Annotated in this window: 12 protein-coding genes and 1 tRNA gene; 7 read left to right on the top strand and 6 right to left on the bottom strand. The window is 57.5% G+C overall.

The features are described from left to right. Nucleotides 1-6: 6 nt before the first annotated feature. The 4 genes from AC2FLA_RS09185 to fabI form a co-directional block, all read right to left on the bottom strand. Nucleotides 7-1848, bottom strand: a complete 1842-nt coding sequence (locus AC2FLA_RS09185; RefSeq protein WP_496721742.1) for a peptidyl-prolyl cis-trans isomerase — start codon at nt 1846-1848, stop codon at nt 7-9. Nucleotides 1849-1932: 84 nt separating this feature from the next. Further along, nucleotides 1933-3108, bottom strand: a complete 1176-nt coding sequence (locus AC2FLA_RS09190; protein WP_496721743.1) for an aminotransferase — start codon at nt 3106-3108, stop codon at nt 1933-1935. Nucleotides 3109-3165: 57 nt separating this feature from the next. Then, the gene (gene gpt / locus AC2FLA_RS09195) at nt 3166-3675 is read right to left on the bottom strand and encodes a xanthine phosphoribosyltransferase (RefSeq protein WP_113790194.1); all 510 of its coding nucleotides are present in this window, start codon (nt 3673-3675) and stop codon (nt 3166-3168) included. 4 nt (nt 3676-3679) lie between these two features. Beyond that, a complete protein-coding gene (gene fabI, locus AC2FLA_RS09200) occupies nt 3680-4486 on the bottom strand; it encodes an enoyl-ACP reductase FabI (protein ID WP_108858520.1) in 807 nt (268 codons plus the stop codon). Between the two features lie 135 nt (nt 4487-4621). On the opposite strand from fabI, the gene pdxH reads away from it, so the two are divergent. The 4 genes from pdxH to AC2FLA_RS09220 all read left to right on the top strand — a co-directional run bounded on the left by pdxH (nt 4622) and on the right by AC2FLA_RS09220 (nt 6471). Next, on the top strand, nt 4622-5227 hold the full coding sequence (gene pdxH / locus AC2FLA_RS09205) for a pyridoxamine 5'-phosphate oxidase (RefSeq protein ID WP_113790196.1): 606 nt from the start codon (nt 4622-4624) through the stop codon (nt 5225-5227). A gap of 142 nt (nt 5228-5369) precedes the next feature. Next, a complete protein-coding gene (locus tag AC2FLA_RS09210; RefSeq protein WP_496721872.1) occupies nt 5370-5876 on the top strand; it encodes a cold-shock protein in 507 nt (168 codons plus the stop codon). A 7-nt stretch (nt 5877-5883) separates the two neighbouring features. Continuing rightward, nucleotides 5884-6351: a DUF192 domain-containing protein gene (locus AC2FLA_RS09215; RefSeq protein WP_108858523.1), complete on the top strand. Its 468-nt coding sequence runs from the start codon at nt 5884-5886 to the stop codon at nt 6349-6351. A 43-nt stretch (nt 6352-6394) separates the two neighbouring features. Next, nucleotides 6395-6471: transfer RNA gene (locus AC2FLA_RS09220), tRNA-Pro, on the top strand. Nucleotides 6472-6481: 10 nt separating this feature from the next. Here AC2FLA_RS09220 and AC2FLA_RS09225 read toward each other — a convergent pair. Continuing rightward, a complete protein-coding gene (locus AC2FLA_RS09225; protein ID WP_496721744.1) occupies nt 6482-6916 on the bottom strand; it encodes a hypothetical protein in 435 nt (144 codons plus the stop codon). A gap of 534 nt (nt 6917-7450) precedes the next feature. Between AC2FLA_RS09225 and AC2FLA_RS09230 the strand changes: the two genes are divergently transcribed. Then, entirely contained in the window at nt 7451-11071 is a 3621-nt protein-coding gene (locus AC2FLA_RS09230; RefSeq protein WP_496721745.1) for a vitamin B12-dependent ribonucleotide reductase, read from the top strand. A gap of 544 nt (nt 11072-11615) precedes the next feature. Next, nucleotides 11616-11861, top strand: a complete 246-nt coding sequence (locus tag AC2FLA_RS09235; RefSeq protein WP_108859061.1) for an EF-hand domain-containing protein — start codon at nt 11616-11618, stop codon at nt 11859-11861. 54 nt (nt 11862-11915) lie between these two features. Here the strand turns inward: AC2FLA_RS09235 and AC2FLA_RS09240 are convergent, their stop codons facing one another. Further along, a complete protein-coding gene (locus AC2FLA_RS09240) occupies nt 11916-13460 on the bottom strand; it encodes a trimethylamine methyltransferase family protein (RefSeq protein ID WP_496721746.1) in 1545 nt (514 codons plus the stop codon). A gap of 417 nt (nt 13461-13877) precedes the next feature. Between AC2FLA_RS09240 and AC2FLA_RS09245 the strand changes: the two genes are divergently transcribed. Next, nucleotides 13878-14396 (top strand): outer membrane protein, encoded by a 519-nt coding sequence (locus tag AC2FLA_RS09245; protein ID WP_496721747.1) that lies wholly within the window; start codon nt 13878-13880, stop codon nt 14394-14396. Nucleotides 14397-14401 lie beyond the last annotated feature (5 nt).

The following is a 14401-nucleotide window of genomic DNA, read 5'->3' on the forward strand; positions in this document are numbered from 1 at the left end:
CCTCTTTTAATAGCTCGCCTGAACAGCATTCAGGGCCTGCTGATCTACGACGGGACGGGCACGGACCTGTGCATCGCGGACAAAGGCATCAAAGATGTTCTGGGCCAAAGCCTGATCCAGCTGCGCGGTAAGGGCCGCTTGGACCTGACGCAGCTCATCTGTTTCGGCAGGCGGCAGCAGCTCGTCCAGACGCACGATAAACGCGGTTCCGGCACCGGGAATGACGCGCAGATCTCCTTGTTCCATTTCGAAGACCTGAGGCATGAAATCTGCGGGCACATCTTCCAAAAAGGCCGTGCGTGTCAGGGCGTTTTCTACCCTGAACGGCAATTCGGTGGCGGCAAAGTCACCGTCGGTCTGCACCTGCTCCAGAACAGCATTTGCCTGTTCTTCCAACGCCTTGTTGGTTTCGGCCTGGGTCCAGGCAGCAACAACGCGGTCACGTGCGGTATCAATCGGTTCCGGTCGGGGTTCAAGAACCTCATTTAGACGCAGGGCAAAGATCGAGCCATCTTCAAGAAACGCGACCTCGGGAAAGTCGCCATCCTGTACTGCTTCGGCTGCGCTGCGGAACCCGTCATAGGCGGCGACGCCTTCACCGGTTTGCGCGGTCCAGTCGATCTGGCCCAGCTCCATTTCTGTCTCGGACGTCAGTTCTTCCAAAGTCGCGCCACCGGCCAGCAGGTCATTGATATCTTCGGCCTGCGCCTCAATCTGACGACGGGCGCGATCGGCTGCCAATTCCTCGCGCAGGGCAGGGGCTGCATCTTCAAACGACGTTTTATTTTCGGCAAGCGAGCCATTGATGCGGAACAGTGCCGGTCCGAAGGTAGAAGGCAGCGGGCCGACAACAGCGTCCAGATCGGCAGCAAAGACTCCATCGGCGGCTTCGCCCAGATCCTCGCGGGTGACGTCGCCAAGATCGATATCGCTGAGCTCAAGCTGGCGATCCCGAACCAGTTGTTCGAAGGTTGCACCGCCGACCTCTAGCTGAGCCATGGCAGTTTGTGCTGCTTCCTTATCCGGAAAGGTCAGGCGTTCGACCAGGCGACGCTCGGGCTGTTGGAATTCAGCTGCTCGCTGTTCGTACAGACGCTTAACCGAATCCTCGTCGACTTCCACGTCGTCGAGCAGCATTTCGGGCGACAGGATCGCATAAGTCAGCTTTTTGGTGCGAGGCAGGGTGAACAGCTCGGTGTTCTCGTCATAAAACGTTTGGACCTGCTCGTCGGTCGGGGCGGCAACAGGTGCGGGCAGGGCGTCAGGAGCCAAAGTTGCGACGGTAAAGCTGCGGCGGGCACCAACGTAGTCGGTCAACACCTGCGTGAGGGCTTCGGGCATCTTCACACCGCTAACCACGGCACTCTGCACGATTGTGCGGGATGTTTCCTTGCGCAGGTCCGATTCGAACTCGGTATCGGACATGCCGACCTGTTCCAGTTGGAACTGATACGCGTCGCGGTCAAATGTGCCGTTGACGCCCTGAAAAGCCGGGATCGCAACAATTTCCTCTTGCAAGTTCTCATCGCCGATCGAGATGCCCAGCATACCGACCTCATTGTCCAGCGCTGCTAAAGCCGTCAGGCGCGACAAGGCAAGGCGATCCAGACCAAACTCAATGGCCTGCGACATTTGCAAAGGCTGGCCTGTCTGTTGTTCAACCGCGCGAATTTCGCGCTGCAGCTCGCGGACATAGTCATCAACCGAGATATCCTCATTCCCTACCTGGGCCACCGACCGCACGGTGCCAGAGAGGCTGGTTGCGCCAAACCCTGCAAGTCCGAGCATCAAAAGGCCCATGAGAATCCAGACAAAGGTCTTTGATAACTTTTTTACGCCTGCGGCCATTGTGCCCTCTTCGTGCTTTTGTCGGCAAGTAACTGCCCCGTCGGTTGCGGCCCTGAATACGACGCGCACCGTCGGGGAGCAAGCTCAGAAGGACAGAGCAGCCAGCCGTTCGAACAATTGCCCCAGTCCGGCGCGGTCCAGATTGGCAAATGCGATACGAACCTGACGTTTTCCGGCCGGATCATTTTCGGGCATGAACATTGTGCCGGGCAGCAGCAGGATGCCGGCCTCGGGGACCAGTCGTTGGGCTAGCTCGTCCGATGGGATATCGAACGGGTGTTCGAAATAGGCGAAATAAGCGCCCAGACCCAATAGCCGCCAACCCTTGTCCGTCAGGCTTGGCAACAGCTCGGCAATTGCGGCGCGGCGGTCGAGGATCTCATCGCGTTCACCTGCCAGCCATTGCGACAGGTTCTGCATTCCCCAAAGGGCTGCGTGCTGGCCGATCTGGCTTGGGCAGATGGCGACTGTGTCCAAAAACTTTTCAATCTCGGATAGCAGGTCAGTGCCGGTCGCAATCGCGCCGACACGGTGGCCGGTCAGCCTGTATGCTTTGGAAAAGGAATAGAGGTGGATCAGGGTTGCGTCCCAGTCAGGCTGGGCGAACAGGTCATGCGGTGGGCCGCTGCGGCTGTCGAAGTCCCGATATGTTTCGTCCACGATCAGCCGGATGCCAACCTCCTGCGCAAGATCAAAGAAAGCGCGCACCAGAGGGGCAGGGTATTCCACTCCGCCGGGATTGTTCGGGGTCACTAGAACAATGGCGCGGGTTTTGTCGGTGATCAGAGCGCGGGCTGCGTCCGGATCGGGCAGCAGAGCGTCATCGGTTGGCAGGTCCACGGTTCGGACGCCCGCCATGTCCAGCCACATCTTGTGATTAAAGTACCAGGGCGTCGGAACGATGACCTCGTCACCCTGATCGGTGATCGCTGTGATCGCAGCCGCAAATGCCTGATTGCAGCCCGAGGTTATTGCCACCTGATCGCTGGACACCTGCGCGTCATAGTGCGACCCGATCTGAAGGGCGAGTTCAGCTCGCAGGGCTGGATTGCCCAGAACCGGCCCGTAAAGATGGGCGCTGTCTTCGGTCACGGCAAAGCTGGCAATCGCTTCGCGCAACGCTAGGGGCGGTGGATCGACCGGGGCCGCCTGGCTGACGTTGATCAGGGGACGGTCATCAGGAAACTCCACCCCCTCCAACCAGCGCCGCGCCTCCATGACCGGAGGGGCAAATGTCGCGGTGGTGCGGGACTGGGTCATGAAGGGCCTGTCCTTGGTAAGGCTTTGCCTCACTCTTTGTGGGTTGAGAGGGTTCTTTTAGTCGGTCCCGCGGTAGGGCTCGACATATTGCAGGGCCATATCCCAAGGGAAAAAGATCCAGGTGTCCTGGCTGACCTCGGTGATGAACGTGTCGACCATCGGACGACCCTTGGGCTTGGCGTAAACTGTCGCGAAATGCGCCTTGGGGTACATTGCGCGCACCAGCTCGAGCGTTTTGCCGCTGTCGACCAGATCGTCGATGATCAGAATACCTTCGCCGTCGCCCATCAGCTGGGCATCGGGGGCTTTCAGAACCTCGGCTTCGCCTTGGTCCTGATGGTGGTACGAGCGCACGCTGACCGTGTCGACGGTCCGGATGTCAAGCTCGCGGCTGACGATCATCGCAGGTGCCATACCGCCACGGGTGATGGCCACAACTGCGCGCCATGCGCCGTCGTCCGGACCTTGCCCGTCCAGACGCCAGGCCAAGGCGCGGGAATCACGGTGAATCTGATCCCAGCTGATGTGAAACCCTTTTTCGTGGGGCAGGCGATCCTTGGCGCTCATGTCATTAACCCTTTTCGACGTCTGGTGCGTCGACGGCTTTCATGCCGACAATGTGATAACCCGAATCCACGTGCAGGTTTTCACCGGTCACGCCGCTGCTGAGGTCAGACAGCAGATACAGAGCTGATTTGCCAACATCATCGATGGTCACGTTGCGGCGCAGGGGCGAGTTATACTCGTTCCATTTCATAATATAGCGGAAGTCGCCGATACCGCTGGCGGCCAGCGTCTTGATAGGACCTGCCGAGATCGAGTTCACGCGGATACCGTCCTTGCCCAGATCCTCGGCCAGATATTTGACTGATGCCTCAAGTGCGGCTTTGGCGACACCCATCACGTTATAGTGCGGCATCACCTGCTCAGCACCATAATAGGTCAGGGTGACTGCGCTGCCGCCTTCGGACATCATCTTCTCGGCCCGTTGCATCACAGCGGTGAAGGAATAGACCGACACGTCCATGGTCAGTTTGAAGTTCGCACGCGACGTGTCGACGTAGCGGCCCCGAAGTTCGTTCTTGTCCGAAAAACCGATGGCGTGAACAACAAAGTCCAGCTTGCCCCATTTCTCTTCCAGAGATGTGAACAGAGCATCAATCGATTCTTCGTCACTGACGTCGCAGGGCAGAACAATTTCGCTGCCAAGCTGTGCCGCCAGTGGATCAACGCGTTTCTTAAGTGCGTCGCCTTGATAAGAAAAAGCCAGCTCTGCTCCGGATTCGGACAAGGCACGGGCTATTCCCCATGCGATTGATTTATCATTGGCCAGTCCCATGATGAGGCCGCGTTTGCCGGCCATCAACTGATTTGACATGTTTGGTTCTCCGCCTGTCTTCGCGTTATGTTGGGATGGTTTATGCCATTGGGTGCGCTGCATCAAGGCCGCGCGCTCTTGCCCGTGGCGGGTTCTCGCCCTAGGGTGGGCTTTATTAGTTTCCAGGGGATGGGAATGAGCGAACGTAGCGGCATATTTGCCGGCACCGATCCGTTTGAAATAGCGGGGCGGTGGCTGGCTGAGGCCAAAGAGAATGAACCGAACGATCCGGACGCGATTGCTTTGGCGACCGTCGATTCGGACGGCATGCCAAATGTGCGCATGGTTCTGCTGAAAGAGATCGAACCGGCAGCTTTTGTGTTCTACACCAACTACGAAAGTGCCAAGGCGGCCGAGTTGGACAGCGCCGGAAAAGCTGCTTTTGTGATGCATTGGAAATCTCTGCGGCGGCAAATCCGAGTTCGTGGTACAATAACCAGAGAAAGCGGGCCGCAGGCGGATGAGTATTATGCGTCCCGCTCGCTAAAAAGTCGATTGGGGGCCTGGGCGTCCAAGCAGTCTCAGCCTCTCAGCAGTCGCTCGGTTCTGATGGCCGAGGTGGCCAAGGTGACGGCCAAGTTGGGCCCGAACCCGCCACGCCCGCCGTTCTGGGGCGGCTATCGGCTGGTGCCAACCGAAATCGAATTCTGGGCCGATGGGGCCTTTCGGTTGCACGACAGGTTCCGATGGCAGCGGGATCAAGTGGGTTCCGACTGGCAGATACAGAGGTTAAATCCATGACGTTCGCGTATCGTGAAATGCAAGAGGCCGAAAACAAAAGGTTTTTTCAGCTTGAATTTGCGCGCCATTCCCATACACATCGGACCCTTAACGAAATGACAATTTTCGCGATGGGAACGCCGTGCCAGAAGATCTGAACAACATGTACCGCGTCCGTGGACACGTGAAATGGTTCGACCCTGCAAAGGGTTTCGGATTTGTTGTGTCTGATGATGGCGGTCCGGATATTTTGTTGCACGTCAATGTGTTGCGCAACTTCGGCCAAAGCTCGGTCGCGGATGGTGCAGGCATAGAAATCATGACCCATCGCACGGACCGTGGCGTTCAGGCGGTTGAGGTCATCAGTGTCGATCCGCCCGCGCGGACGGACACGATGATGCTGGCCGATTTTGCTGAGCTTGATCCGGTTGAGATCGCCGCTGCCCCTCTAGAGGCCGCGCGAGTCAAATGGTTCGACAAAGGCAAAGGCTTTGGGTTTGCCAATGTTTTTGGCCGTGGTGAAGATGTGTTCCTGCATATCGAAGTACTGCGCCGCTCTGGCCTGTCAGATCTGCAGCCGGGCGAGGCCCTCGCGATGCGTGTCATCAGTGGCAAGCGTGGACGTATGGCGGCTCAGGTGCTGGCCTGGGAAGCTGCTCTGGACGACTGAGTGATTCATGCCTAAGTTTTTTCCGGGTCTTTTAGCGGTTTTGTTGCTTTGGTCCGGGATGACTTGGGCTGCGTGCAAGCCTGATCAGATCGACATCAAAAACGACTCGGCGCAGATCCGTTTCAATATCGAATTGGCGATTAGCCCGCAGGATCGGTCGCGTGGATTGATGTTCCGCGAGTCGCTGCCAAACCGTTCGGGCATGCTGTTCGTTTTTGACCCGCCGCAGCCCGTGGTGTTCTGGATGAAGAACACGCTGATTCCCCTGGACATCATTTTCCTCGATCGTGCCGGAACCGTGACGCATGTCCACCAAGGTGCGATTCCCGGTGATCTGACGCCAATCGAAGGTGGCGATTCCGTCTTTGCGGTTCTCGAAATCAACGCGGGACTGGCCGCGCGCTACTCGATTAAGCCCGGAACCGTCATGCGGCACGAAATTTTTTCGCAAGGTCCTGCAATTTGGTCCTGTTAGGGCTTTTCAAATCAGATTGGCATGGTTAGGAAGGCGCACGGTTCGGGGCGTGGCGCAGTCTGGTAGCGCACCTGTTTTGGGTACAGGGGGTCGTAGGTTCGAATCCTGCCGCCCCGACCACTTCTTTCACTTATGTTGGCGATCCACCCAACGCTTGGTAAAGCGCGCCAAGCGCCTTATCCAGCGTTTCGCTTTCCACTGGTACTTTTACCGACGGGCCGCTTTTGCGTGGGACGTTGAAATACAGCTCAGCATCGACACGGTAGCCCGAGTTGTTCTTGGTCGTTGTCAGCCGCATCACGCTTTTGGGCAGATCCTGAGGGTAACCGTCATAGTTTAGAATCAGAAAAGCGGTCATGTCCGGAGGTAGAAGCTCGGTGCATTCGAAAACCCGATTCCCGGTATTTTCAAAGCGTTCACCCGGGCCGTCGCAGCTTATCTCGAACGTGTCGAACAGCCTTTTGGGAAAATCTTCGAACTGGGCGCTGCGTGCCGGAGGGCGCACATCTTGTGGTGTGCAGGCCACGATCAGGGCCAGAATCGGAAGTAAACGTAACAACGACATCTGTCCGCTCCCCTTTGAGTGATCGCGCCCGGCGGGTTACCTGACGCCGCGGTTCAAAATGACCGCTTCGTGATTCTTATTCAACGTGGACACCTTAGCGTTAGATTATCAAATTCCGATAACTATGCCGGGAAACACAGTTAATTTACCTGCGGGTTTTTGGAAACGCTAGGTGTACTTGGTGGATGAACCTGTGGAGGAATCAGAACAGGGTGCCTGGAAGCAAGTTGTCAGAAATGGGTCAACACAAAAGATATCAAAAATGACCTAAAAATGGCGTTGACGATCTATGGGTCGATACGTCAAGTTGTATGGGCCGGAAGGGTTGCCACAAAATCTGGTATCAAAACCAGAATAGGGCACAGGGCGAGGGTCGGAAAGCACATCATAGTAACGTGCAACCGTTTGATCGGTTTTGCGCTGCGGAATGCAGCGGCTGGTCTATTGCGCCCAATTTTATACGGCATGGCGATCGGTCCGCGTCTGAGGACCTGACGCTGAAAGACAAGTTGATTGAATCTAGGGCGTGCGGACATGAAGATTGACAGGAAATTTACGAAACCGGGGCAGGACGCGTATGCGGAACTGGACTTTGTCTCAGCGACGTCTGAGATCCGAAACCCCGATGGCACCATCGTTTTTCGCCTGGACAATATCGAAGTGCCCACGCGTTGGAGCCAGGTTGCCAGCGACGTCATCGCGCAGAAGTATTTCCGTAAGGCGGGCGTGCCGACTAAGCTAAAGAAAGTAAAAGAGAAAGACGTCCCCGAATTCCTGTGGCGCTCGGTCCCGGCCGATGGCGCGGAGTTCGATGGTGAGACGTCTTCAAAGCAGGTTTTTGACCGTCTGGCAGGTGCCTGGGCCTATTGGGGCTGGAAAGGTGGCTACTTCTCGACCGAAGAGGATGCGCGCGCCTACTTTGATGAGATGCGCTATATGCTGGCGACCCAGCGCGCCGCGCCGAACAGCCCGCAGTGGTTCAATACCGGTCTGCATTGGGCTTATGGAATCGACGGTCCCGCGCAGGGTCACCACTATGTCGACTACAAGACCGGCAAGCTGACCAAATCGAAATCCGCGTATGAACATCCGCAGCCGCACGCGTGCTTCATCCAGTCAGTCGATGATGATCTGGTGAACGAAGGCGGCATCATGGATCTGTGGGTGCGCGAGGCGCGCCTGTTCAAATACGGCTCGGGTACCGGGACCAACTTCAGCCACTTGCGCGCAGAAGGCGAGGCGCTGTCGGGTGGCGGCAAGTCCTCGGGCCTTATGGGCTTTCTCAAGATCGGCGACCGCGCCGCTGGCGCGATCAAATCAGGCGGAACAACCCGTCGAGCAGCAAAGATGGTAATCGTCGATGCTGATCACCCTGACATCGAAAAATTCATCGAGTGGAAGGTGATCGAAGAGCAGAAGGTGGCCTCGATCGTAGCCGGATCGAAGATGCACGAGAAGATGCTGAACGGCATTTTCGAGGCCATCCGCACATGGGACGGCGCGCAAGACGACGCGTATGATCCCAAGAAGAATGACGCCCTGAAGGACGCGGTTCGCGAAGCCAAAAAGGTCGCGATCCCAGAAACTTACATCAAGCGCGTTCTGGACTATGCCAAGCAGGGTCACGACAGCATTGAATTCCCGACTTACGATACGGACTGGGATTCGGAAGCCTATAGCTCGGTCTCGGGTCAGAACTCGAACAATTCGATCCGCGTGACCAATGCATTTCTGACCGCAGTTGAGAAAGATGCCGATTGGGAACTGATCAACCGCACCGATGGCAAAGTCGCCAAGACAATCAAGGCACGCGACCTTTGGGAAAAAGTCGGCCACGCCGCATGGGCCTGTGCCGATCCCGGCATTCAGTTCCACGACACCGTCAATGAATGGCACACATGCCCCAAAGATGGTGAGATTCGCGGTTCGAACCCGTGCTCGGAATACATGTTCCTTGATGACACAGCTTGTAACCTGGCGTCGATGAACCTGCTGACCTTCCTCAAGGATGGTGAGTTCCAGGCGGAAGACTACATGCACGCCTCGCGCCTGTGGACCCTGACGCTGGAAATCTCGGTGACAATGGCGCAGTTCCCATCCAAGGAAATCGCGCAACTGTCCTATGATTTCCGCACCTTGGGTCTGGGCTATGCCAACATCGGCGGTCTGCTGATGAACATGGGCTACAGCTACGACTCGGATGAGGGTCGGGCGATCTGTGGCGCACTGACCGCGATCATGACCGGCGTGGCCTATGCCACCTCGGCCGAGATTGCCGGAGAGCTTGGCCCGTTCAAGGGCTACGAGCGCAACGCAGACAATATGCTGCGCGTCATCCGCAACCACCGCCGTGCCTCGCAGGGTGTGACTGATGGGTATGAGAAACTAGCCGTGAAGCCGGTGCCTCTGGACCATGGCAACTGCCCGGACAAGCGTCTGGTCGATCTGGCGATGTCGGCTTGGGACGAGGCGCTGAGCCTTGGCGAAAAGAACGGATACCGCAACGCGCAAGCCACGGTGATCGCGCCCACCGGCACCATTGGTCTGGTGATGGATTGTGACACGACCGGGATCGAGCCGGACTTTGCTCTGGTGAAGTTCAAAAAGCTCGCGGGTGGCGGTTACTTCAAGATTATCAACCGCTCGGTGCCGTCGGCGCTGGAAAAGCAGGGCTATTCTTCGTCTCAGATTGAAGAGATCGTGGGTTACGCGGTTGGCCACGGCACCATCGGCAACGCGCCGGGGATCAACCACACCTCGCTGACCGGTCACGGGTTTGGCCCAAATGAGCTGGCCAAGGTGGATGCTGCACTGGAAAGCGCCTTTGATATCCGGTTCGTCTTCAACCAGTGGACACTGGGCGAGGATTTCTGCACCGGCGTTCTGGGCATCCCGGCGACCAAGCTAAATGATCCGACCTTCGACCTGCTGCGCCATCTGGGCTTTACCAAGGCGGATATCGACGCGGCCAACGACCACGTTTGCGGAACCATGACGCTGGAAGGCGCGCCGCACCTGAAGGAAGAGCACTATTCGATCTTCGACTGCGCCAACCCGTGCGGCAAGAAAGGTAAGCGTTTCCTTGGGGTTGATAGCCACATCACCATGATGGCCGCGGCGCAAAGCTTCATCTCGGGTGCGATCAGTAAAACGATCAACATGCCGAATGACGCGACCATCGAGGATTGCCAGAAAGCCTATGAACTCAGCTGGTCGCTGGGTGTGAAGGCCAACGCGCTGTATCGTGATGGCTCAAAACTGTCGCAGCCGCTGGCGGCCGCACTGGTCGAGGACGATGACGAGGCAGCAGATGTGCTGGAAAGCGGCACGGCCCATGAAAAAGCCGTCGTTCTCGCCGAGAAAGTCATCGAGAAGGTCGTCGTCAAGGAAATCATCCGCAGCCATCGTGAGAAACTGCCGCATCGCCGCAAGGGGTATACCCAAAAAGCGATCGTCGGTGGCCACAAGGTCTATCTGCGGACGGGTGAGTTCGAAGACGGCAAGCTGGGCGAGATCTTCATCGACATGCATAAGGAAGGCGCTGGCTTCCGGGCGATGATGAACAACTTTGCCATCGCCGTGTCGGTTGGCCTGCAATACGGCGTGCCGCTGGAAGAGTTCGTCGACGCCTTTACCTTCACCAAGTTTGAACCGGCGGGAATGGTGCAGGGCAACGACTCGATCAAGAACGCGACGTCGATCCTGGATTATATCTTCCGCGAATTGGCCGTGTCCTATCTGGACCGCACCGATCTGGCCCATGTGAAACCCGAAGGTGCCACATTTGATGATCTGGGCCGGGGCGAGGAAGATGGTCTGTCCAACGTATCAGAGATCAGCGACAGCGCCGCGTCCAAGTCCTTGGAAGTGTTAAAACAAATCAGCTCGACCGGTTATCTGCGCAAACGTCTGCCGCAGGATCTGGTGGTGTTCAACGGCGGCCAACCTGAAGTGAACGGCATGGCAGAACCGGCCGCGCAATTTGAAGCTCCGGTTGCGGAAACTGCCGTTGCCACGGGCATGGACGCACGGACCAAGGCCAAGATGCAGGGGTACGAGGGCGATCCTTGCGGCGAATGTGGAAACTACACGCTGGTGCGCAATGGCACCTGCATGAAGTGCAACACCTGCGGCGCAACCAGCGGGTGTAGCTAAGGAAAACGCCCCGTCAGGCGGGGTGTAGGGATCAGGGTTTCCCCTCGGATGTCCGATCCCGACGAACACGGAGCAAGGCGTTGAGACTTACCAAATACGCCTTGGTCCACTCGGTCGACATGCCCGTGTCGACCGGGAACAGGGTGGGGCGGAATATTTGCTCTTTCCCACTCTCTCACGGGACGGGTGCGCTCGTCCCATGCGACGTCCAGGCCGCAGGCAAACAAAACACCGGGCGGTCAACGAATGGAGCCTGGATGGCGAAACTGACAGGGGGCTTCGGCCCCCTTTCTTTTTGCCCCCCGAGTCGGTGATTTAGGCAGGGCCTTGCCGGAACGGCACAGGTGCGTCGGGCAAGAACCGCCGAAACGTAGATTGTACGTTTCGCCCAGCGGTTGATTGCAGACGCGACTCGTACAAACACGCGGAGAATGGCGCGAAACAGGACGTGTTGCCGGGTTGGGGTGACGACGTTCATCGATTTGGTGTCTGTGGTGCCTGTCCGGACGAAAACACACACAAATACCACTTAGGAGGCATCACAATGAAACCGCAAAACCTGGCAATCATTTCCGCATTCGTATTGGGCCTGCCGGCGATGGCTGCTGCGCAGTCCTCGGCGGACACCAACGGCGACGGAGTTCTGACCATAGAAGAAGTTCAGGCCGTTCTGCCCGAGGTTGACGCCGATGGTTTCTCGGCGATGGACGCCAACGGCGACGGGTCGCTGGACGCAGATGAAATTGCCATCGCGCAGGAAGCAGGGTTGCTACCGCCCAGCAACGGCTAATCCCGCGAAGGTATTGGCGGCCCGTACCCCCACGGGCCGCCATATTTCAATGGGTTACGCGGGTAAGTAAATGTTGAATCTGCCGCGTAGTTCGGCATCTAAAAGCGGATCGAATCTGGCCGGAGACGGCGTCGAGAGAATCTCTTCCTTCCGCTTCACCGCCTTTTCGATCAAATCGGGTTTGCCAATTTCAACCCATTCCTTCGGAGACGACCGGTCGCCAAAAGTTGGGTAGACATAGTCCGCCTGCATGCGGCTCAGCGTTGCATCGGTTCCCAGATAGTGACCGGGTCCGCCGATACAAACTTCGGCCATCTGATCCAGTGCCAGCGTTTCGTCCGTCACTTCGATGCCGCGTACACAGCGTTGCGCTTGCCCGATAAGGTCATCGCTGAGGATCAGACTTTCATGGCAGAATCCCAGCAGCGAGGCATGCATGCCTGCGGACTCATACACCATGTTCAAACCCGAAAGCCCGGCCATGACGTTCGAGCACATCTGCTCCCACCCGGCTTGCATGTCGGGCAGTTTCGCATCCGATGCACCGGCGGCTGCGCCGCCCGGCAGGTCGTAGAAGTGGTGCATTTGGGCGCAGCCCGCGGTCAGCAGTGCCTGTTCACCGGAACCGATGGACATCGCGCCTGTGCGCAGATCAAGGCCAAAGGGCCAGGTGCCAAAAATCGCGGGTGCACCGGGGCTTACGGCGTTTACGTAAACCAATCCGGCCAGGCATTCTGCGGTGGCTTGCGCGATTGCACCGGCGATTGTCGAGGGCGCGGTAGCGCCGGCCATTCCTGCTGACAGCAGCAAAACGGGCATGCCCGCTTTGATGCATTCCTCCATGACTTCGCAGCTTTCGGTTGCGAATTTCATCGGCGGAACAACAAAGCAGTTCGAGTTCGACATAAAGGGCCGTTCTCGCCACTTATCCTCGCCACCAGCGATCATGTGCAGCATCTCAATCGCAGGGGCCACGTGGCTAGGTTCGGTGAACGACGTGCCGATATGTTTGAACGTTCCGGACGTGGTGGCGTAGACCGTGTTCAAATCCATCTCGAGGTTGTCGGCGATGTCGCGGCACACCATTGGGCGCTGAACAAAGTGAATGTTTTCAAGTTGTTCACAGATTCGGGACGCGTCGTGCAGGTCTTGAAGGGTCGAATCCCGGTATTCCTGACCGTGCACATCAACCATGCTGACGGCCGCCCCGGCGGTGCCAAAGTGGACGCGGTTGCCCGACAGTTCCAGATCGGAATTGCCGTCCCGGGAATGCAAAGTGACCGAGCGATTGGCCTTGGCTATCGTGTCTTCCACCAAAGCGCGCGGGAAGCGGATACGCCCGTCGTCACCCAAGATACAGCCAGCGCCGACAAGATAGTCGATCCCGCTTTGCGGGGCGTCCGCCAGACCAATGGTTTCCAGCGCGGTCAGCGCGGCTTGGTGAATACGCTGGATCTGCGCCGGGGTCAGTACCTTTAGCGTGCCGCCATTCATGCCGGGGCGGATCGGGCGCAGATGCTCAGGCAGTGCTGTGGCACGGGCTGCACGGCGCGCGGCACGCCCGCCGCTGCGCGATGTATTTCGGGATTGTTCGTTCATAATTTTAAGTCCGGTCGAGAAAGTACGTTCAGGGTGAGTGTACTTAGACCACAACCGGCCGCCCACGCGCTGCACGCCCGCGATCCGCACCAATGGTACGGCTGATCAGGCGAATCTTCCAAACGTCACTTTGCATGCGGGTCCTCAATTAGTGATGTAAACTCTCTCAATACGAGGGCGCACAATCTGTCCTGTTTGCGACCTGAGGGGCCAAAAACGAAGTGTTGTGCCTTGTCCGCATCACGTTCTTGCCGTGGCGTAAAGTTTTTTCCCGAATGTGGGAAATTCTGTTAAGCTTCTATCACTTATTTAAGAGTGGTCCGTGATCTCAATGGATTTTTAACGATTGCAGACCAAGTTTTATGTGATGAAGCCCGTTATCTGTCGGGCGCGCTGCAAGGAATTTTGGAGAGGTTGATGAAAGCCCTGATGGCCCTCATGACCACCTGCCTGACAATCGGCATTGCACCGGTATATGCAGAGGATTGGACGGGGGCGTATGCGGGCTTTAGCTTTGGCTATGCGGATGTAGATGGCCCAAACAGTTCTGGCGGAAACGATACGACTTTTGGCCCGCATGTCGGCTATGATCATGACTTCGGTAATTTCGTTCTTGGCGGTGAACTGGAATACAATCGACTTTCTCTGGATCTGGGGCAGGGTGAAGGTAGCGTGGACAGTCTGACCCGCCTTAAGTTGCGCGGTGGTTATGATTTTGGACCGGCCCTGGGCTATGTTGTTGTGGGCGCGGCCCGATTGGATGCGTCGCCCGAAAATGACACCGCCGCAGTGTACGGGATCGGAATTGCCTATCCTATCGGCGACAGTTTCGTCATCAGCGGTGAGGCCTTGCGTCAGAATTTTAACGACGTCACCCGAAGCCAGGGCGATGTTGACGCCAACGTGTTCAACCTGCGTACAACCTTCCGGTTTTAAGGCCG

It is taken from the genome of Ruegeria sp. CDSA033, from assembly GCF_059612305.1.